General features: G+C 51.3%; 18 protein-coding genes and 1 pseudogene. 11 read left to right on the top strand and 8 right to left on the bottom strand.

Annotated elements, in window-relative coordinates:
• Positions 1 to 107: 107 nt before the first annotated feature.
• The 5 genes and pseudogenes from BCM14_RS12590 (at position 108) to BCM14_RS12570 (ending at position 8053) form a co-directional block, all read left to right on the top strand.
• Entirely contained in the window at positions 108 to 3029 is a 2922-nt protein-coding gene (locus BCM14_RS12590) for a ribonucleoside-diphosphate reductase subunit alpha (protein WP_106228392.1), read from the top strand.
• Between the two features lie 19 nt (positions 3030 to 3048).
• Positions 3049 to 4251, top strand: coding sequence for a ribonucleotide-diphosphate reductase subunit beta (locus BCM14_RS12585; protein ID WP_106228391.1), 1203 nt, complete (start codon positions 3049 to 3051; stop codon positions 4249 to 4251).
• A gap of 259 nt (positions 4252 to 4510) precedes the next feature.
• Positions 4511 to 4983: pseudogene (locus BCM14_RS12580) on the top strand (histone H1-like DNA-binding protein).
• A gap of 124 nt (positions 4984 to 5107) precedes the next feature.
• Positions 5108 to 5680, top strand: a complete 573-nt coding sequence (locus tag BCM14_RS12575; RefSeq protein ID WP_106228390.1) for a YggT family protein — start codon at positions 5108 to 5110, stop codon at positions 5678 to 5680.
• 105 nt (positions 5681 to 5785) lie between these two features.
• Positions 5786 to 8053, top strand: coding sequence for a mechanosensitive ion channel domain-containing protein (locus tag BCM14_RS12570; protein WP_259673605.1), 2268 nt, complete (start codon positions 5786 to 5788; stop codon positions 8051 to 8053).
• On the opposite strand, the gene BCM14_RS12565 is transcribed toward BCM14_RS12570, so the two are convergent.
• The 8 genes from BCM14_RS12565 to BCM14_RS12530 all read right to left on the bottom strand — a co-directional run bounded on the left by BCM14_RS12565 (position 8054) and on the right by BCM14_RS12530 (position 14380).
• Positions 8054 to 8548: an outer membrane lipoprotein gene (locus BCM14_RS12565; RefSeq protein WP_106228504.1), complete on the bottom strand. Its 495-nt coding sequence runs from the start codon at positions 8546 to 8548 to the stop codon at positions 8054 to 8056.
• A 56-nt stretch (positions 8549 to 8604) separates the two neighbouring features.
• Complete coding sequence (locus tag BCM14_RS12560; RefSeq protein ID WP_106228388.1) at positions 8605 to 9543, bottom strand: carbohydrate kinase family protein; 939 nt, start codon at positions 9541 to 9543, stop codon at positions 8605 to 8607.
• Between the two features lie 7 nt (positions 9544 to 9550).
• Positions 9551 to 10537: a zinc-ribbon and DUF3426 domain-containing protein gene (locus tag BCM14_RS12555; protein WP_106228387.1), complete on the bottom strand. Its 987-nt coding sequence runs from the start codon at positions 10535 to 10537 to the stop codon at positions 9551 to 9553.
• 12 nt (positions 10538 to 10549) lie between these two features.
• Positions 10550 to 11455 (bottom strand): 50S ribosomal protein L11 methyltransferase, encoded by a 906-nt coding sequence (gene prmA, locus BCM14_RS12550; protein ID WP_106228386.1) that lies wholly within the window; start codon positions 11453 to 11455, stop codon positions 10550 to 10552.
• Between the two features lie 8 nt (positions 11456 to 11463).
• Positions 11464 to 12810 carry an acetyl-CoA carboxylase biotin carboxylase subunit gene (accC, locus tag BCM14_RS12545; RefSeq protein ID WP_106228385.1) on the bottom strand — a complete coding sequence of 449 codons (1347 nt, stop codon included), beginning with the start codon at positions 12808 to 12810 and terminating at the stop codon, positions 11464 to 11466.
• A 1-nt stretch (position 12811) separates the two neighbouring features.
• On the bottom strand, positions 12812 to 13258 hold the full coding sequence (gene accB / locus BCM14_RS12540) for an acetyl-CoA carboxylase biotin carboxyl carrier protein (RefSeq protein WP_106228384.1): 447 nt from the start codon (positions 13256 to 13258) through the stop codon (positions 12812 to 12814).
• A 42-nt stretch (positions 13259 to 13300) separates the two neighbouring features.
• Positions 13301 to 13735 (bottom strand): type II 3-dehydroquinate dehydratase, encoded by a 435-nt coding sequence (gene aroQ / locus BCM14_RS12535; protein ID WP_106228383.1) that lies wholly within the window; start codon positions 13733 to 13735, stop codon positions 13301 to 13303.
• 75 nt (positions 13736 to 13810) lie between these two features.
• Entirely contained in the window at positions 13811 to 14380 is a 570-nt protein-coding gene (locus BCM14_RS12530; protein WP_106228503.1) for a TlpA family protein disulfide reductase, read from the bottom strand.
• A 65-nt stretch (positions 14381 to 14445) separates the two neighbouring features.
• On the opposite strand from BCM14_RS12530, the gene mpl reads away from it, so the two are divergent.
• From mpl to BCM14_RS12500, 6 genes are read left to right on the top strand one after another with little or no spacing between them, the layout of a single operon-like run.
• Positions 14446 to 15816, top strand: a complete 1371-nt coding sequence (gene mpl, locus BCM14_RS12525) for a UDP-N-acetylmuramate:L-alanyl-gamma-D-glutamyl-meso-diaminopimelate ligase (protein WP_106228382.1) — start codon at positions 14446 to 14448, stop codon at positions 15814 to 15816.
• Positions 15817 to 15829: 13 nt separating this feature from the next.
• Positions 15830 to 17731: an RNB domain-containing ribonuclease gene (locus tag BCM14_RS12520; RefSeq protein WP_106228381.1), complete on the top strand. Its 1902-nt coding sequence runs from the start codon at positions 15830 to 15832 to the stop codon at positions 17729 to 17731.
• The gene (locus tag BCM14_RS12515; RefSeq protein WP_106228380.1) at positions 17694 to 18590 is read left to right on the top strand and encodes an energy transducer TonB family protein; all 897 of its coding nucleotides are present in this window, start codon (positions 17694 to 17696) and stop codon (positions 18588 to 18590) included. The genes BCM14_RS12520 and BCM14_RS12515 overlap by 38 nt, the downstream gene beginning before the upstream one ends.
• Positions 18591 to 18594: 4 nt before the next feature.
• Positions 18595 to 19437 carry a shikimate dehydrogenase gene (gene aroE / locus BCM14_RS12510; RefSeq protein ID WP_106228379.1) on the top strand — a complete coding sequence of 281 codons (843 nt, stop codon included), beginning with the start codon at positions 18595 to 18597 and terminating at the stop codon, positions 19435 to 19437.
• A 17-nt stretch (positions 19438 to 19454) separates the two neighbouring features.
• Positions 19455 to 20633 carry an LPS export ABC transporter permease LptG gene (gene lptG, locus BCM14_RS12505; RefSeq protein WP_106228378.1) on the top strand — a complete coding sequence of 393 codons (1179 nt, stop codon included), beginning with the start codon at positions 19455 to 19457 and terminating at the stop codon, positions 20631 to 20633.
• Positions 20630 to 21469, top strand: a complete 840-nt coding sequence (locus BCM14_RS12500) for a symmetrical bis(5'-nucleosyl)-tetraphosphatase (protein ID WP_106228377.1) — start codon at positions 20630 to 20632, stop codon at positions 21467 to 21469. Before lptG ends, BCM14_RS12500 begins: the two co-directional genes overlap by 4 nt.
• Position 21470: the final 1 nt, after the last annotated feature.

Raw genomic sequence — 21470 nt, 5'->3', positions numbered from 1 at the left:
GAAAATTTTTTGTTGATTCGTCGGCACTGAACTACTAGAATTAGTAACACTCAAGTAAAAAAACACAACATCTAGTAGCAACAGTCACGCTAGCCGCAGGAGCCCTTATGCAGACTTCCACCAGCCCTTTAGCTCGCTCAGAAGCGCCCCCAACATTCGCAGGTCAAGCCCCTATTCCAACTGAAATTGCCTATTCGCAGTACCACATCATTCGTCGCAACGGCGCAGTCGTCAATTTTGAACCCAGCAAGATCGGGATCGCCTTGACTAAGGCTTTTCTCGCCGTCAATGGGGGCCAAGGCGCAGCTTCTGCCCGCGTGCGCGAGCTGGTCGACAATTTGACTCGCCAAGTTGTGTCTGTCCTGATGCGTGGCCGGCCAAATGGTGGCACGTTTCATATCGAAGATATACAAGATGCCGTCGAACTGGCTCTGATGCGCTCCGGCGAACACGATGTTGCTCGCGCCTACGTGCTTTATCGTGAACGTCGCTCACAAGAACGGGCTCGGACACAAACCGATCAGGCGCCCGCTCAGACCACCTCCTTCAATGTGACCGACAACGGCGTCACCAAGCCACTCGACATGGCTAAATTAAAGGCCACAATCGAATCCGCAGGCTTCGGTTTAGGTGACTTCGTTGACGCCGAAGCGCTGTTGCGTGAGACGCTGAAAAATCTATATGACGGCGTGCCCGTCGAAGAAGTCTACAAATCGGCGATTTTGGCAGCCCGTGCTTCCGTCGAAAACGACCCGGCTTACAGTCAGGTAACGGCTCGCCTTTTGCTGCATACGATTCGCAAAGAAGTCTTGCAGGCCGAAGTGTCACAAGAAGACATGGCAACCGAGTACGCTGCCTATTTCCCAAAATTCATCAAAAAGGGCATCGAAGCCGGTTTGCTCAATTCAGAGCTTTCGCGGTTTGATTTGCCACGTTTGGCAGCCGCGCTGGATTCAAGCCGCGACTTGCAATTTGATTACCTTGGCTTGCAGACCCTTTACGACCGTTACTTTCTGCACATTCGTGGTCAACGGATCGAATTACCTCAAGTATTTTTCATGCGGGTCGCAATGGGTTTATCCATTGGTGAAATTGACCGTGAAACCCGTGCGATTGAGTTCTATCACATCCTGTCTTCGTTTGACTTCATGAGTTCGACCCCAACACTGTTCAATGCAGGTACGCTGCATTCACAGCTGTCGTCCTGCTACTTGAGCACCGTTTCAGATAATCTCGACGGCATTTACGAAGCCATTAAAGAAAACGCCTTGCTCGCCAAATACGCAGGCGGTCTGGGCAACGACTGGACACCAGTGCGTGCAATGCGCAGCCACATCAAGGGCACCAATGGTGAAAGCCAGGGCGTTGTGCCTTTTTTGAAAGTTGTCAATGATACGGCTGTCGCGGTCAACCAAGGTGGCAAGCGCAAAGGTGCGGTTTGCTGCTACCTCGAGAGCTGGCACCTGGATATCGAAGAGTTCCTGGATCTGCGCAAAAACACCGGTGACGAACGTCGTCGCACCCACGATATGAACACGGCCAACTGGATTCCAGACCTGTTCATGAAGCGAGTCCTCGAAGGCGGTCACTGGACTCTGTTCTCGCCTTCGGATTGTCCAGACCTGCACGATAAAGTTGGTGTGGCTTTTGAGAAAGCATACACAGGCTACGAAGATAAGGCCGCGCGCGGTGAACTAACGCTGTTCAAGAAAATGCCAGCGCTCGATTTGTGGCGCAAAATGTTATCGATGTTGTTTGAAACCGGTCATCCATGGATCACGTTCAAAGACCCATGCAATATCCGCTCACCACAACAACACGTGGGTGTCGTTCACAGCTCAAATCTGTGTACAGAAATCACCTTGAACACCAACGATTCAGAAATCGCGGTTTGCAATCTGGGTTCTGTCAATCTTGTGCGTCATCTGAAGACCAACCCAGATGGTTCGCAGTCGCTTGACCACGCGAAATTGCAAAGCACCATCAACGTTGCAATGCGTATGTTGGATAACGTCATTGACATTAATTACTACGCCGTAGCCAAAGCTCGCAACTCAAACGTGCGTCACCGCCCCGTGGGCATGGGCATCATGGGCTTCCAGGATTGCCTGCATATCATGCGCACACCTTACGCATCGCAACAAGCAATCGAATTTGCTGACCAATCGATGGAAGCTGTTTGCTATTACGCTTACAGTGCCTCAAGCGATCTCGCAGCAGAACGTGGTCGCTACGCCAGTTACGATGGTTCGCTTTGGTCGCAAGGTATCTTGCCAAAGGACTCACTGGCATTGTTGCGTGAGCAACGCGGTGGCTATGTTGAAGTTGACGAATCAAGCACGATGGATTGGGATGCGTTGCGCGCACGCATCAAAAAGCAAGGGATGCGCAACTCAAATTGTGTAGCAATTGCACCTACTGCAACAATATCGAATATCATTGGCGTGTCCGCGTGCATTGAACCAACTTATCAAAACTTGTACGTTAAATCTAACCTCTCCGGCGAGTTCACTGTTGTTAACGAACACCTTGTTCGTGACCTCAAGAAACTAGGCCTATGGGACGAAGTCATGGTCGCAGACCTTAAGTACTTCGATGGTAGTCTTTCCCGCATCGATCGCGTTCCAGCTGAACTGCGTGCCCTTTATGCGACCGCGTTCGAAATCGAGCCCTCCTGGTTAGTCGAGTGTGCTTCACGTCGGCAAAAATGGATCGATCAGGCTCAGTCACTAAACATCTACATGGCTGGCGCGTCCGGGAAAAAACTTGACGAGACGTACAAGCTTGCCTGGCTAAGAGGGTTGAAAACAACCTACTATCTGCGCACTTTAGGCGCAACCAGCGCAGAAAAATCAACCGGTCGCGGTGGCGAATTGAACGCAGTAAATTCCTCGGGCGCTGGATCGACATCCGGTACCTTTGCGAGTGCCCCCATGGCACCTAATTTGCCCGAGCCTGAATTACTCGGTGCAGCCTGCACGATGCGACCTGGTGACCCAGGGTTCGAAGAGTGCGAAGCCTGCCAATAACCGAGACTGGATTAGAAATATGCTTACCTGGAACGACGAAGTAATCGCAACCACGCCAACCCCACCATCGGTGGCAGTTGGTGGCTTAGGTTTGGCCAGTGCCGCAGCTGCCGCCTTGCGTCAAGCAACGGGCGTATTTGGCGATACAGCCTTGCCTCCTGCCATTGCACCTGAAGCACCAATCGCTACCGAAGCTACAGCGCAACGACGCGTTAATGTTGCTGATAAGCGAATCATCAACGGTCAAACCGATGTCAATCAGCTAGTTCCTTTTAAGTACAAATGGGCCTGGGAAAAATACATCGCAACTTGTGCCAACCACTGGATGCCTCAAGAGATCAACATGTCTCGCGACATTGCACTCTGGAAAAACCCAACTGGCTTAAGCGACGACGAGCGTCGCATCATCAAACGCAATCTTGGCTTTTTTGTCACCGCTGATTCTCTGGCTGCTAACAATATTGTCCTGGGCACTTATCGCCACATCACGGCGCCTGAATGCCGTCAGTTTTTACTACGGCAAGCCTTTGAAGAGGCAATCCATACCCACGCCTATCAATATATTGTTGAAAGCTTGGATTTGGATGAGTCAGAAATTTTCAATGCCTATAACGAAGTACCGTCCATTCGCGCCAAGGATGAGTTCCTTATTCCGTTCATTGATGCAATCGCAGACCCTCACTTCAAGACAGGCACGCCCGAGAACGATCAGACTCTGCTCAAATCCTTGATCGTTTTTGCATGCCTGATGGAAGGCCTCTTCTTTTATGTAGGCTTTACACAAATTCTTGCTCTCGGCCGTCAGAACAAGATGACGGGTGCTGCAGAACAATACATGTACATTCTGCGTGATGAGTCCATGCACTGCAATTTTGGGATTGACCTGATCAACAGCATCAAGCTCGAAAATCCTCATCTGTGGACACCCGCTTTCCGTGAAGAGATTCGGGCGCTATTTAGCAAAGCCGTCGAACTTGAATATGCCTACGCTGAAGACACGATGCCGCGTGGCGTGCTGGGTTTGAATGCCCCAATGTTCAAATCTTATCTGCGTTTCATTGCAAACCGTCGCTGCCAGCAAATCGGTATCGAGCCGCTGTTCGCCCAGGAAGAAAATCCATTCCCCTGGATGGCAGAAATGATCGATCTGAAAAAAGAACGTAACTTTTTTGAAACTCGCGTGATTGAGTATCAAACCGGAGGTGCCCTGAATTGGGAATAGGCCCTCGCCGGTTTACACTTGCTCACGCTTATTACATGCCGAAGGCTGTAGTTAGCCTCGGTGCCATTTGAATTGATTCTCGCTAAGTTGCGGGATTCAGTTCAAATGGCTGTGCCGTATTCATTAGTGCAAACGTTTTTACTGATGCAAGATAGCAGTAGTTTGTGCCGATGAATAACTCGAGCGACACGAAATCCCATGGTGGGACGTAGTCAAGCACGGGTTTTAGTTTGGGACCCTGAACTCAAGGAGTATTACCATGGCAACAGCCAAAAAAGCAGCAAAGAAAGCCCCTGCCAAGAAAGCAGCAGTCAAGGCAGTAGTAAAGAAAGTTGCAGCAGTTAAGAAAGTCGCTGCAAAAAAAGCTCCTGCTAAAAAAGCAGCAGTTAAGAAAGTAGCAGTTAAGAAAGTCGCTGCAAAAAAAGCTCCTGCTAAAAAAGCAGCAGTCAAGAAAGTTGCAGCAAAAAAAGCTCCTGCTAAAACAGCAGCAGTCAAGAAAGTTGCAGCAAAAAAAGCTCCTGCTAAAAAAGCAGCAGCCAAGAAAGTTGTAGCTAAAAAAGCTCCAGCTCCAAAACCAGCAGCACCTGTAAAAAAAAAGTAGTTAAAAAGGTAACAGCAGGCAAGCCTGCTGTTACCCCAGCTGCAACCCCCTCGACAGCCGCAGCGCCAGGCGCGAAGACCGCTCTGAACCCTGCAGCATCTTGGCCTTTCCCCACGGGTGGTCGTCCATAAGTTCTTGTTATGGATGTAGGGATGAACCGCCTGGCTTTGTCAGGCGGTTTTTTACATTTCAGTTGCTGATGAATATGATCCTCGCATGCGACAATAAGGTCTAACTTTGTCCAAGTGGTGAGATATGACTTCAACGATTGCAGAAATCCTCAGATTTCTTTTGCAAACTGCCTCAACAGCGCTGGGGGTAGCACTTTTGGGTCGCGCTTGGATGTACACGGTCCGCCTACATCCCTTCAATCCAGCCGCTAAAACGATCGCTCAAGTCACCGACTGGCTCGTCCTGCCGATACGACGCGTGATGCCGCAAGCAAAACATATCGACTGGAGCTCCCTCTTCGCGGCCTATCTGATCGCCGTCGCTTATCTTGTTTTGATATCGATGCTCAGTACCGGATCCTTGGTTCCACCTTACTTACTGGTTCGTCTATTTGTCACTGCGCTGGTCAAGGTGGCGACCTGGTCATTAAATTTGATTATCTGGTTAACACTGATACAGACTGTTTTATCGTGGATTAACCCGCTCGCCCCCATCATGCCCGTGCTACGAACACTGAGTGATCCCTTATTGGCTCCGATCCGCAGAATTACGCCGAACTTAAACGGGATCGACCTGTCCACCCTCATTCTGTTCGTCCTGGCACAAATCGCACTGATCGTGCTCGATCAAATTAGTTTTGCGCTCTTACTCATTTAAATAAAACAACGTATGTTGAGATCCTCCGCGCTAAGGCACTTCGCTATCGTTTTCACTTCATTTTTATTCTTTACGACAGGGCAGTCGCTTGCGCAATCACCAAGCATGACCTCACTGTTGCTCAAGACAGCAACGCCAAGTGCGAAAGGCACAGACGTCACTGGCGCAGACAACTTAGGCAGTAAAGAGCAACTCGCGTCCGTTACTGCCCAACAAACAGAGACGCAAAAACAGCTCGACCAAGCCATTGCAGACAGCAACAAAGCGAAAATCACACTGGCGGCGTTGCCTGCAGAGGCCTCCGATGCACAGCGGCTGCTCGCCATGCAGCTTGACGCTTCGCTACAAACTCGTATCGACTACTTATCTCAGATCAACGATTTGCTCAAAGAGCTCGACCGGCAAATCAGAAACACGATCGCAGCAGATGCCGAGCGAGAAAGCTGGAATCCCCCCCCTGGGACGCCACCCTGGCCTTTGAGTGTTGGGGATGACACCCTTGTCGCTCTCCAGCAATTCAAAGCGCAAATCAATAAGCAAGATCGAAAAATCGATATTCTTGATCAAGAAATCGTGGCTCAAAAGAAACTTCGGTCACAAGCAGAAATCGATTTGCGTCAGTCGCTGGGGACAAGCTCAAGCAGTCGGGCGAATCCCGAAGCTGAGGCTGTGTTGCGCCTTGATATTGATAGAACCAGAACAAAACTGGATCTGTACGATTTGGACCTGATTCGCACAGATATTGAAAGGCGAATTATTCTTCAGCTGCGTCGCTTGTTGTACGTGCAATTGTCTACAACACAAAAAACGTGGGATTTCTATCAGAATCGGTTTTCCTTCACCCAGCAAGATTTAGATAACCGCTTAGCGGAAATTGATAAAAAAATAGCGGGTTTACGTGCGAAAGAGTTAGAAGAAAGTTCTCGGCTCACGCAATCCGTTGCTAAAGCTAAGGCCGCTAGTGCCCTCTTCGAGACGTTACAGAGCAGGCAAAACGCCTCGTCAAATGAAATTGCGCAAGCTAAGCGGACTTGGCTAACGCTGGACGCTGCGGTCGCTGGCGTCCGGACAGCCCGAGCAAAATACCGCGCGCTCATTGAACTGGAATTACTGACTAAAGATATTTGGTCAATGCGGCGTCAACTTCATGACGAAGACAATCTTTCTAGTGATCTAAAAAACATACAGCTTCGCCAGAGCGAAGATAGTCGAAAGCTGGATCAAGGGATACAGTATCTGAAAGAGGTGATTGACGAAAACAGTCAATCGCTCATCGCCTTGAGAGAGCAACGCAACAACGCAAATAGCCCAAGCGAGAAAAGTTTTTATGATGGCTTGGTTCAGCAAAACAGCGCCAGGCTAGAAGATTTGCGATCAGTCGATACGCAGACTGATCGTGTTAAACAGCTGCTGGCAATCTCTGCGATAGAAATCGAAAACGCTGCTACAAACCTTAACCTGTGGGAAAACGTCAAGAATTTTGCCGCAGCAAGCCGTGAAGCATTTCAAACCATCTGGCGCTACGAGTTGATTGCGGTTGACGATACAGCCATTGTCGATGGCCGCGAAATCAAGACCAAGCGCAGTGTGACCATAGGAAAAAGTATCGGTGCGTTGGCGATTTTGTTTATCGGGTTCTCACTGATTTCTACGATCATCAAACGAAGCCTTGCCCTTGCGGTCAGTAAAGCCGGGTTGACCTTAAGCCGCTCAGTTGTGGTCGGCCGATGGCTGACATTAGGTGGTGGGATCACCCTGGTCATCTGTGCGTTTAATCTGGTCGAGATTCCACTCAGTGCGTTTGCATTTTTCGGCGGTGCCTTAGCAATTGGCGTTGGTTTTGGAACTCAAAATCTGCTCAAAAATCTCTTTAGCGGCGTGATGCTGCTGATTGAGAAGTCGATTCGTATCGGTGACGTGGTTGAAGTCGACAACATCACCGGTACGGTCACGTCAATTGGCATTAGGTTTTCAACCATACAGAGCGCGCACGGTACTGACAATTTAATACCGAACAGCGTTTTAGTTGAACAAAAACTAATCAACTGGACCTATTCAACCCCTGACGTCAGACGAGAAATTCAAGTCACTGTCGCGTACGGTTCGGACGTCAAGCGAGTGATCGATTTGCTTGTTCAAGCGTGTGTCGAGCAAGAGGGGGTCTTGTCTGAGCCATCGCCCATGGCAACCTTGCACGAATTTGGCGATAGAGGATTAATTTTTATCGTTCAGTTGTGGATCAGAATCAATCCCACCACGAGCGTCATCGCCACCTTGGGCACAGTCAGACTGGCCATTCTGGACGCGTTCAATAAAGAGGGAATCGAACTGCCTTTCCCTCAGTACGTTGTGCAGTTGCAGCCGGATAATTAGTTAGATGGGCGTGACCCGCGTCGGGCCGGCACCACTGATCACTTGTACGCGTTGATTAACCGCCAGCGGCACGTCGGCTTCTTGAGCGATCACACGAAGCTCACCATTATCGAGACGCACAGTAATTTCTAAACCATCTTGTTTGCCGACGCGTTCTTCAATTGCATTGCCCGCCAAGGCACCCAGAATCGCACCGCCCACAGTCGCAAGCGCATTACCGTTACCGCCACCAACTGAATTGCCGGCAATCCCACCCACTGCAGCGCCACCGACCAGTCCAGCACCACTGGTACGCTCTTGTTGGATCACGATTGAACGAACCGCCGTCACCGTACCCAACCGGACGATTTGCTCTCGCTGAGCCTGACCATAGGTGTACACGTTAGCTGACGCGCTGGGTTTAGCGCAACCTGATAAAGATCCAACAGCGACGACGCACAATGCAACAGCACTTGCCTTAACGCAGTTGGCTATTAAAGAATGTTGATTGGACATAAAACGGGTACCTCCTACTCTGGTTTGATCACGATCATATGCGATATCGTGATCCATTAATTTAAACTCAATCCGAATTCATGTTTCAGTTGTTTACTAATTTCATCGCGCGTCGGTGCATGATTTTGGGGGCCGCGAGAGGCGATTTTGATCGAACCCATCAGACTTGCCAACTTACAGGCGTCTGACCAAGACCAACCGGTCGTCAATCCGTAAAGCAAACCAGCGCGATGGGCATCACCACAACCGGTTGGATCACTGATCGCAGTTGGCTTGACAGCCGCGATATGCTCTTGTTGCCCGTTGGTGTAGAGGGTAGCGCCCTCGGCACCACGTGTCACCACGATCGCAACCAGTCCTTGAGCCAGTTCCTCCATCGACTTGCCGGTACGCTGCTCAACAACACTCGCCTCATAGTCATTGACCGTCATGGCCGACGCAAGTTCCAGCATTGCAGAAATTTCTGCTCCGTCAAACAAAGGCATAGCCTGCCCGAGATCAAAAATAAATGGCGTGCCTTGTGCATGAAGCCGCTTGGCGTGGGCAATCATGCCGTCTTTTGAGTCAGGTGCGACAATCGCCCAAGGTGCTTGATGGCCAGACAAATCGTTCTCAGCTGAGCGTCCCATTGCGCCAGGATGAAAAGAAGAAATCTGATTATCATCCTGATCTGTGGTGATGAAACATTGTGCGGTGAAGGTATCAGGTAGTTTTTGAATCAGACTAATATCGATTCCCAGACTTTCGAAGCGTTTCAAATAATCGATCGCATCGTCACCCACGGTACCGACTGGGATGGGGTTTCCGCCAAGCAATTTGAGGTTGTAGGCAATGTTGCCTGCGCAACCACCAAAATCACGCCGCATGGTCGGTACAAAGAAAGAGACATTCAGCGCATGAATCCGATCAGCAAGGATATGATCTTTGAACCGGCCTTCAAAAACAGCAATCGTGTCGTACGCAATCGAGCCACAAATCAAAACGGGTGTTGCCATCTTTGCCTCAAGGAAAATACTTATCAAGTAGGAAGCCGCTTATTTGCAAACCATTTACAGTCAAAGGCAAGGTCAAGTTAACCTCTTGGCCCTTATCAAACGGTTGGTCGAGCAAACTCGGGGGAAGATATTGATAGTGAGCGACAACCTTGCGCACCACTACCGTGCCGGACGCATCTTTTAACGACAGAACCAGATTAGGCCACGGCTGCTTCTGATCATAGCGGTTGCGCATGGTAAATAAAAAATTGAACGAACTGGTTTGACCATCCGCGGCTGAGCCGTTTGCCAGCTGCAAGGAGGTCGAGTCAATGGTAATTCTCTCAATCCGTTGGCTGTAGCCGACCTCGCACTTGAGCTTGCTACACAGCTCAGTCAAAGCTGGGCGTAGCTGCGGCACCGCTTGAGCAATATCGTTGCGAAAAACAAAGACCAGCTGTCCTAATAAAAGAACTGTCGCCGCAAAAATACCGAGAGCCCACAAAATACGCGCAACAACAGCTGGCGGACTATTTTCATCATCGAAAGCGAACTCAGTTTTCTGGCGCTTTTTCAGAGCAGGAGCTTGACCAAATCTTCCATCATTCTCAATGGCCCTGAGAACTGGATCTTCATTGGTGTGATGTTCACTGGCACGACCGGCACGGATTAAATCCTCGCTCGTCGGATCCGCCCTCAAAATCGGCTCACCAAATTGTGTGGTTTGGTGCGTCCAGTCAGGCTCAACTTCGTTTTCAGGTTCAGGCTCTGGCCGATACCGAATGACATTAGGCGCGTTGCTCTCTGGCTGAGTCGACGCCATCGTCACAGGCTGCAGGGGTTCATCCAGCGGAGCAGGCCTGGTCAGGGTAGGCAAATCCGTCTCAAGTGTGGCGAAGCCGTCAAAGACGTACGCGCAGTTACCACAGCGCACCAAGCCTTCGTGCAAACGCAATTGATCAAGGACAACTAAAAAAGCACTTTGACACTTTGGGCAGCGCGTGACGAGACTCATTGCTACGCCCTTTTAAGGTTTAACGCCTGTTAAACAAACCCAGCCATCGCGGGCCTGCCAAATATGCAGCTCGAGCCAGGGCGCGTAAGCTTGGCTCACTTCCTCTGTCTGTCTTTCGAGCACGCCAGACAAAATCAAATGCCCGCCTGAGCGCACTCGACCCGCCAACATCGGCGCTAATACTTTTAGTGGATTAGACAAAATATTTGCAACCACTACGTCAAATGTCCCATCTAAAAGCGCGTCTGGCAACATGGCGTTGACGGTAACACGGTTGACCAGCGCATTATCTCTGGTTGCTTCGACGGCTTGCTCATCAATATCGACACCAATCGTCGCACCCGCGCCCAGCAAGCGAGCAGCAATCGCGAGAATCCCAGAGCCGCAACCGTAATCGAGTACTGTTGCGTCGGCCGACAGCTCGCTTGCGAGCCACTCAAGACACAAATGCGTAGTGGGATGACTACCAGTCCCAAATGCCAAACCGGGATCTAGCTGTATCGCTATCTGGCCTGCGACAGGCGTTGTCGGCATCTGGTCCGCATGCCAGCTCGGCACGATCAGCACCTTCTCACCAACCGTGATCGGACCGAACTGTGATTGAGTCAATCTAACCCAGTCAGCGTCTGGCACCTCTCTGAGTGATGTCACGGTTTGCGCAAAAGAGTAATCGGTCTCCGCCTGCACTTGTTCAAGCAATTGTTGGGGATCAACGCCATCAGCAAGCAGCACGATTAACTGAATGCGATCCCAGCCGTCAAGATTAGGTTCGCTACCGGGCTCACCAAACATCGGTTTTTCGATTTCGGTATTGAGATCCGCATCTTCAACGCTAATCGATAACGCACCCGCTTCAAGCAAGGCATCCGACAGAACGTCTGCATCACTGCCCGCGCAACTAAAAACCAACTCACGCATATAACCCTTTACGGACGCTCTGCCAGCTTATGTTCAAGATAATGAATGCTCGTGCCACCCGCAATAAACTTGCCGTCTACCATGAGTTCGCGATGCAAGGGGATATTGGTCTTGATGCCCTCGACAACCATTTCAGACAATGCAATGTTCATGCGTGCAATGGCCTGCTCACGTGTCGCACCGTAAGTAATCACTTTGGCGATCATCGAGTCATAGTAGGGCGGCACGAAATACCCGTTAAATGCATGCGAATCTATTCTCACCCCTGGGCCGCCAGGCGTGTGCCAGTTGGTAATACGACCAGGACTCGGCACAAAAGTAAAAGGATCTTCAGCATTAATCCGACACTCGACCGCGTGACCTTTGAAGCCAATATCTTTTTGGCGCAAGGTGAATTTTTCACCCGCAGCAATTAGTATTTGTTGCTGAACCAAGTCAATCCCGGTGATTAATTCAGTCACGGGATGCTCGACCTGAATCCGAGTATTCATCTCAATGAAATAAAACTCACCGTTTTCATAGAGAAACTCAAACGTGCCCGCGCCACGATATCGAATCTTACGACAAGCCTCAGCGCAACGTTCACCGATTTTTTCGATCAATTTTCTATCAATACCGGGCGCTGGGGCTTCTTCAATGACTTTCTGGTGACGCCTTTGCATTGAGCAGTCACGCTCGCCCAACCAAACCGCCGCCTTCTCGCCATCAGCTAATACTTGAATTTCGATGTGTCTCGGATTTTCGAGAAACTTCTCTAGATAAACCTCAGGGTTATTAAACGCTGCCGCCGCCTCGGCCTTGGTGGTTGTCACTGCCGTAAGCATAGCCGCCTCGGTGTGAACCACTCGCATGCCGCGCCCACCACCACCGCCTGCTGCTTTGACGATAACCGGATAGCCAACCGCGTTAGCCAAGCGCAGAATCTCTTGTGGATCGTCGGGCAAGGCGCCGGGAGAACCGGGCACCACCGGCACGCCAGACTCAATCATGGCCTGCTTGGCGCTGACTTTATCGCCCATCAAACGAATCGACTCAGACCGTGGACCAATAAAAACGAAGCCACTTTTCTCGACCCGCTCGGCAAAATCAGCATTTTCTGACAAGAAACCATAGCCGGGGTGGATGGCTTGAGAATCGGTTACTTCAGCCGCAGCAATAATGGCTGGCATGCTGAGATAGCTGTCTTTTGATGCCGCCGGGCCAATACAAACAGACTCGTCTGCCAGTCGGACATATTTGGCATCGCGATCGGCTTCAGAGTGCACAACCACCGTTTTAATGCCCATCTCACGGCAAGCGCGCTGAATCCGCAATGCAATTTCGCCTCGGTTGGCGATCAGAATCTTTTCAAACATATCAGGCAATCACAAACAAAGGCTGGCCATATTCAACCGGCTCACCGTTTTGAACCAGAATTTCTTTAATGACACCCGATTTGTCGGCCTCGATCTCATTGAGCAATTTCATGGCTTCGATAATACAAAGCGGATCACCCTCTTTTACCGCTTGACCCACCTCGACAAATGGCGCGGCCGAAGGGCCAGACGCTCGGTAGAAGGTACCGACCATGGGGGCTTTGACATGATGGCCGGCTTCTACTGGCACCTCGACACTGGCGGGCGAAGCGGCAGGCGCCGCAGCCATCGGTGCGGCTGCCATCGGCACCGGTTGATATGCAACGGGCTGATTCGCTTGCGAAAACTTAACAATTCGGACTTTACCTTCACCCTCGGTAATCTCTAGCTCGGCAATGCCCGATTCAGCGACCAGGTCGATAAGGGTTTTTAATTTTCTAAGATCCATAATTGATTCCGTATCTATTTGTGAGAAACAAAATTGAGAGAACTAGTGACGAATAGCAACTTTGACCGCCGCCTCATAACCATCGGCACCGAGACCTGCCACAACACCAATGGCCAGTTCGGATAAATAAGAGTGGTGGCGAAATGCTTCACGCTTGTACACGTTAGATAAATGCACTTCGACAAAGGGTATCGCCACACCGGCCAGGGCATCTCTTATGGCTACACTGGTGTGGGTATAAGCACCTGCATTGATAACAATAAAATTCGTACCATCAAGCCGCGCGCCTTGAATGCAATCCACGATTGCACCCTCGTGATTACTTTGAAAGGCATTCAGCGTACAACCCGACTCTGTTGCCAAGTCAACCAGCCTGTCGTTCAACGCCGAGAGGGTCAGCCGCCCATAAATTTCAGGTTCGCGCGTACCAAGTAGATTCAAATTTGGACCGTGCACAACAAGAATCTGTTTAGCCATTGCATCAACCCCTGCCAATTTAACAAAACAGCCGTCTTTTTACGCTAAATCCGTCGATTTGTCTAATTACGTCTCTTAATTTCTGGTCAATTCTTGGATTTTATGACTGAGGTCATCAAGCTTGACTTGACCCAATATAGTCTCGACTACATTGCCTTTTGCGTCAACCAGTACGGTAAAAGGCAGACCACCAGCAGGATTTCCCAGCTGCTGCACCAGTGAGATGGCAGAGTGTCCTGCAACTAAAAGCGGATAACTGACGGGTATTTTAGCCAAAAAATCCACTATGTTTTTATTAGTATCCACCCCTATCCCGACAAATTGGGCGTCTGGCATCGCTTTGGCCATGGTATCGAGTGCTGGCATCTCTTCAACACAAGGCGCACACCACGTCGCCCAGAAGTTCACCACCAACGGCTTGCCCGAATAGCTTTGCATCGCGACGCTGCGTCCTTGCACATCTGGCCAGGCGCTCGCAAACAGCGTTCGGGCGGCCTCAGTCTTGCTGGCTACTGACGTTGCTGGCTTATTCAGCGTTTGATTTGCCCGAGGTGCCGCACGCGAGGACTCGCGCCAAGCAAACCCGCCAGCGGCAAAAGCAACTGCAAGCCCCGTGACCGCCAAAATGATTGTCCGCTTCTTCATCTGACAGATCATACTAGGATGTTCGTGACAGGAACTCACTCTACAATGCGAGCAGGAGAGTGGTTATGCATCTGCACATTTTGGGAATTTGCGGCACATTCATGGGCGGATTAGCCCTGATTGCACGCGCCGCTGGTCATCGCGTAACGGGTTGCGACGCTGGCGTCTACCCGCCCATGAGCACACAACTATCAGAGCAAGGGATAGCGTTGATCGAGGGCTTCGCGGCCGATCAACTCGACCTAAAGCCGGATCTTTTCGTCATTGGTAATGTAGTAACCCGTGGCAATCCCCTCATGGAAGCCATCTTAAACGCAGGATTACCTTATACGTCAGGCCCGCAATGGCTGGGCGAAAACATCCTGAGTACGCAACATGTGCTTGCTGTGGCGGGCACCCACGGCAAAACCACTACGAGCGCCATGCTCACCTGGATTTTGCGGTACGCCGGCAAAGCGCCGAATTTTCTGATCGGCGGCGTGGCCAACGATCTGGGGGTTTCCGCTCTGTACGACCCAGCCTCCCCTTATTTTGTCATTGAGGCGGACGAATACGACACCGCCTTTTTCGATAAACGATCGAAATTTGTGCACTATCGGCCTCGCACAGCGATCTTGAACAACCTTGAATTCGATCATGCGGACATTTTTTCCGACCTCGCAGCGATTGAGACTCAGTTTCACCATCTGGTCCGCATCATTCCAGAGCAAGGCAGGATAGTGCTCCCTGATGGCGACCAGGCGCTAGAGCGCGTCTTATCCCGCGGTTGTTGGTCAAAGGTGGTTCGCGTTGGCTTGTCAGACGCGTTGCACAGCGAAGCCATCAGCGCCACAGCGTTCACGGTCAAGTTTGGTGAGACGTCAGTTGGCACCATCAAATGGGACCTGACCGGTGATCACAACCGATCTAACGCCGTGGTCGCCCTCGCCGCTGCTCGCCATATTGGCATAGACCTGGAAACCGGCATCGCAGCACTGTGCAACTTTGGCGGTGTAAAAAGACGCATGGAAGTGCGCGGATGCGTTGACGAAATCACCGTTTATGACGACTTTGCCCACCATCCAACTGCCATACAAACCACAGTCGAAGGCTTGCGCCGACAAGTCGGTTCAGCCCGCATCTTGGCAGTACTCGAGCCGAGATCCAACACAATGAAACTCGGGACCATGGCGGCGCGCCTGCCTGACGCCCTTCAACAAGCCGACAAGGTTTTCTGTTTTGGTCAAAAGAGCGGCAAGCATTCCTTGGGATGGGATCCACGAGCAGTCCTTGCCCCGCTTGGTGACCGAGCCAGTGCCCACGGCGACATTGATGAGCTGATTCACGCGATCACAGACTCAGCGCGTCCTGGGGACCACATATTAATCATGAGCAATGGCGGTTTCGCCGACATACACCGCCGGTTGCTTGACACACTAGCCACCAAGCACGGCTAAGACGGATATCTGAATGTACGTATTATTTGAAGAAGACGGCGCGTTCAAAACCGGGCACATCATGTCCGAATCAGACGCGACACTGCAAGTTGAATCGAGCAGCGGCAAGCGTAGCAAGATCAAACGCAATAACTGTATTTTTAACTTTACTGCCCCATCGCCTGACTCCTTGATGCCGCTAGCCAACCAGCTTGCGCAGGACATCGATGTCCAATTTCTCTGGGAATGCGCACCGCAAGAAGAGTTTGACGTTGAAACCCTGGGTGCGGATTATTTTGGGCATATCCCAAGCACGGTCGAAAAAACTGGGTTGCTCCTGAGGCTGCATGAAGCGCCGATTTATTTTCATCGCAAAGGCAAAGGCCGCTATCGCCCGGCCCCACCCGACATACTGACCGCCGCGCTTGCTGCGCAAGAAAAAAAACAACGACAAGCGGATCAGTTGCAAGAGTGGGTCGATCAAATGGTTGCAGGCGAATTGCCTGAGCCAATTGCTTTGACCGCACTGACTCTGCTCACCAAACCAGATAAGAACTCGCTCACCTGGAAGGCTTTCGACGCCGCTTGTAAACAGCTACAGCAAACGCCTGACCGGCTGCTCCTGACGCTCGGCGCCTGGCCTCACGCGCTCGCGCTGCATCAAGCCAAATTCGAAGCGATGAATTTTGCACAAGGCGTGGGCTTTCCGGCAGTGGAACTGCCCCGGATTGAACACAATCTACCCGTCTCGGCTGCGGTCGCCTATTCAGTGGATGACATCACGACTACCGAGATCGATGACGCGCTATCAGTCACGACACTTGCTAATGGACACGTTTGCGTCGGGATTCATATTGCAGCGCCTGGCTTAGCCGTTGCCAAGGGAAGCAAACTGGATCAGTTAGCGCGGCAGCGCATGTCCACTGTGTATATGCCCGGGGCCAAAATCCCCATGCAACCCGACCCAGTTATTGAGGCTTTTTCATTAAATGAAGGGACCGCCGTCCCAGCGCTGTCGTTGTATGTCACCATTGACCCGCAATCTGGCGACGTGATTGAGCACGAGAGCAAGGTGGAGCAAGTCATTGTCAGAAAAAACCTCCGCCATAACGAACTTGATTCTGCCATCACCGAAGCCGCACTCGCTGATCCGAATATTGACCTGCCCTATAACGATTGGCTCAGACCGCTCTGGACGGTCGCCCTTGCCCTTGCAGCGAAACGCGAGCAAGTTCGGGGAAAACCAGAAAACAATAATCGAATCGAATACAGCTTTTATCTCGACGGCGCTGCCGACAACCCCGACACACCTGTGAGACTCGAGCCACGTGCACGCAATGCGCCCCTTGATCGTCTCGTGGCTGAATATATGATTTTGGCCAACAGCACCTGGGGCGGATTGCTTGACGCTTGCGGGGTGCCAGGCATCTATCGCTCACAGCAAACCGGCCGAGTCAGGATGAGCACACAAGCCTTGCCTCATGAAGCCATCGGGGTTGCGCAATACGCCTGGTGCACCTCGCCCTTGCGTCGTTACGTTGACCTAGTTAATCAATGGCAACTCATCTGTGCGATTGAACACGGCATATCGGCGCCCCTGGTTGCCCCGTTTAAACCACGCGATGCCGATTTGTTTGCCATCATTGGCGCATTCGATGCGCAATACGCCATCTGGAACGAACACCAATCTAACATGGAGCGTTACTGGTGTTTGAGATGGCTCAAACAGCAGCGAATCGAACGCAGCGAGGCGACGGTACTGAAAGACGATTTGATCAGGATAGCGGCAACACCGCTCGTCACTCGTCTTTCAGGTATGCCGACACTTGAGCGTGGCACGCCAGTCCAGATTGATATTTTGGGTGCAGACGAGTTAAGTCTTGAACTAGATTGCAGATATGTCAGCCATGTTAGCGAAACTCCAGCTCAGTCCTAAGCATCTGTGGCTGGGTCGGCCGCAACAGCGCTTCATGCGCTGGGGGCTGCTGTTCTCGATTGCATTGCATGTCGCCGTACTGGCCTGGCAACGGGACTCTGTCAAAAGGCCTGACCCCAGCCCTCCGTTACTCGAGATGGTGCTTGTTAATGCATCGACCGAGAGCAGTCCCGTGGCGCCAACCGCTTTCGCTCAAGTCAATTTAGACGGTGGTGGGGAGGGCTCAGGTGGATTCGCCTCAAGCACCCAGGCTAAGCTCGGGACGGAAGCGCAGAATATCGTGATCGACGCGATGACCAAGCGACGCCTTCAACTTGAAGCACAGCAGACAGAGTTGTTAACCCTGCTCGAATCCACCGCACGAGTCTCACAATCAAAATCAGCCGAGAGCTTTGTCAAAAACAACAACACGTCAGGCAACGACCAAACGGATCAAGCTGAACTGCTTCTCAACGCTAAGCTGGCTGTCCTGTCAGAGCAGGTGCGCGAATACAATGCGCGGCCACGCAAGCATTTTGACGCACCTTCGACCAAGGCTCACCAATTCGCCAGCTACGTGGATCAATGGCGAAGCGGGATAGAAAAAACAGGCACTCAATTCTATCCGGGCAATTCAAACCAACGCGTATACGGCTCACTTCAAGCGAGCATTACGATTAACGCCAACGGTCAAGTCATCGATATCACAATCGACAAGCCATCGAACCAGGCGGTTCTCAATCAATCAGTCAAAAGAATCGTCTCTTTAGCTGGCCCATTCGCGCCATTCACCCCTGAAATGCGTAAACAAATTGATCAAATTGTCATCACACGAACCTGGCATTTTTTAAACACTGGCACCCTAAAGACCGAGCAGTAATTCGATGCAACTAAAAACAATTCCTTCCTTTGGCGTAGTCGGCAATCCCATCAAGCATAGTCGTTCACCGCGCATTCATCTGCTGTTCGGCGAGCAACTCGGCATTGAGCTGCAATACGACCGGATTGAAGCACCCCTTAATCAATTTGCGACGACGGTCCAACATTTTTTTAACCACGGCGGACGCGGATTAAACATAACGGTTCCCTTCAAGCTAGAAGCCAAAGAGCTCGCTTGCGCTCACCTTAGCGCACGCGCTCAGCAAGCCATGGCGGTCAACACGCTGTGGATGCAAAAAAATGAGCTGCATGGCTGCAATACGGATGGTGTGGGTTTGCTGGGAGATTTGCTCAGACAGTCGGTCGTGGTTCTCGGCGCCAAAGTACTGCTTGTTGGAGCTGGCGGGGCCGCAAGGGGAGTAATCGGGCCATTGCTTGAAGCGGGCTGCTCTGAACTTCGCGTTGTCAATCGGACAGCTTCACGAGCCCACGAACTGATCAAGGCCTGGCCGAACCACTCAAAAACACTGTCGGCAGGCGGCCTCGCTGACGCCTCCACACCAGGTGGCTGGAACATCGTGATCAATGCCAGTGCAAGTAGCTTGAGTGATCAGGTTCCTGATCTACCGCGAGGGCTCTATGCGTCAGATAGTTGCGCATATGACATGATGTATGATTGCAAGGCAACCCCCTTTATGGATCAGGCCGCTTCTGATGGCGCACAGCTCAGATCGGACGGCCTTGGTATGTTAGTTGGGCAAGCCGCTGAGAGTTTCTACATCTGGCACGGCGTTAAACCCGACGTGTCATCCGTTATTAACAAGGTCCGGGCAGAGCTCACCGCTTGATCCATATCATTTAAACCATGCGCACCGTTCGTAGATATCTCGCTCGCGAAATTTATCGCTCAACCTTTGTGGTTGTGCTGGCGCTATTGGGTTTGTTTACTTTTTTTACACTGGTCGATGAGCTCGATACCGTAGGCGTCAACTTACCAGTCACGTCCCTGTTTTACTTACAAGCGCTGGCGATGCCGACGCGCTTGTATGATCTTCTTCCTATTGGCCTGTTGATCGGCACTATTCTCGCACTCGCAGGTTTGGCGCAACGCAACGAGCTCGTTATTTTGCGCGTATCAGGCATCAGCGCTAATGCCTTCGTCGGCATGCTCTGGCTGATATCAGTCCCCATTATGGCAGGCGCGCTCATTCTTTCTGAGTTCATTACGCCAGCGGCCGAAATTAAAAGCAGTGAAGCGAATATGCTCTTGCGGGGACGGGTTGAGGGCGGTATGCTCAATAGTGGTTATTGGTTTAGAGAACCTGCAAAAGACGGTGGCACTCGTGTCATCAATGTAGGCAGGATGCTTGCGTCTGGTAACGTCGCCGATTTAAAAATGTATGAGTTTGATCGCAATCAAAAGCTCACCGTCATGTCTCAAGCCAAGACTGGACACTTCGACAACGGCCAACTGACAATGAGCGAAGTCACTCAGCACAAAGTCGCACAAAATTCGCGTGATTTTCTGTCGGACGCAATTGTTCGTAAAGACCCACTGATGACGCTTGAACAAAGCCCAACCCGCAGCATCGATACCAGTCTGACCGCTGAGCGTCTGGTTGCGCGGATCTTAACGCCCGAAAGGATGTCAGTGACTGCGCTGAGCGACTACATTGCCTATCTGAATAAAAATCAACTCCAGGCGGATAGGCAGATTGTGGCTATCTGGCGAAAACTGTCCTATCCCTTTACTTTGCTTGTCATGATGACGATTGCGGCACCGATAAGCTTCATGCAAACTCGTCGAGGCGGGATTGGCGCAAAAGTGTTTATTGGCATTCTCTGTGGCACTGGTTTTTTCATGATCAACCAGCTCGCCCTAAACGTAGGCCTACTCTATAAGTGGCCTCCAGTCGTGACCGCCCTGTTGCCGAACACGGCTGCGATGGTGCTAGCGCTCGCCACGATGCTCTCGATTGAACATCGTCAAAGCTTAGCGGCCATGAAAGTCCCCTATATGTTCTGGAAAAAATCCGCGATATGACCGTGCCAAGTATTTGGATGATAGGGGATGTTCAGGGATGCAGCTTAGAGTTAGATGAGTTGCTAAGCCACCCTGAAATCGCGGAAGACGAGGATGCTGAATTCTGGTTTGCCGGTGATTTAGTCAACCGTGGTCCGCAATCGCTGGCAACGCTGCGACGCATCATAGCGCTCGAAGACCGTAGCGTGGCGATTCTTGGCAATCATGATCTGCACTTGTTATCCCTTGCGGCAGGTGTTCGACGCCCAGGTAAGAACGATACGTTGCAAGAAATATTGGATGCGCCCGATGCAAAAGAAATCATCGACTGGCTTAGATGGCGGCCGCTCGCCCATTACGCGGTTGGCCACCTGATGGTGCATGCTGGCGTTCTTGCTAAATGGGACGTGAGTAAAACGCTGTCCCTCGCCAACGAAGTTCAACTTGCCCTGCGCGGAAGCAACTGGCAGAAAATGCTCGAAAAAATGTATGGTGATGAGCCGACTCAATGGAACGACGCCCACAGTGGCGGCAAACGATTCAGAGTGATTGTCAATGCCTTGACTCGCATGCGTATGTGCACCCCTAAGGGTCAGATGATGTTACCCATCAAATCTGCACCTCAGCATCCACGTAATGCAGGTTTGCTACCGTGGTTCGACGTACCTGACCGCGCCACGCGCGATGTGACGGTCGTATTTGGTCATTGGTCAACGCTTGGGCTGATGTTGCGATCAGACGCAATTTGTCTCGATAGCGGCTGTATCTGGGGGGGTGAGCTGAGTGCGGTTCGCTTACAAGACCGTAAGCTCATACAAATAAAAGGCAAAAACAGCATAGTTGTCACCGGCAATTAAA

This window comes from Jezberella montanilacus, assembly GCF_003003055.1.
In the GTDB taxonomy this organism is placed as follows: domain Bacteria; phylum Pseudomonadota; class Gammaproteobacteria; order Burkholderiales; family Burkholderiaceae_B; genus Zwartia; species Zwartia montanilacus.
This window is presented reverse-complemented; position numbering and strand designations above follow the sequence as displayed.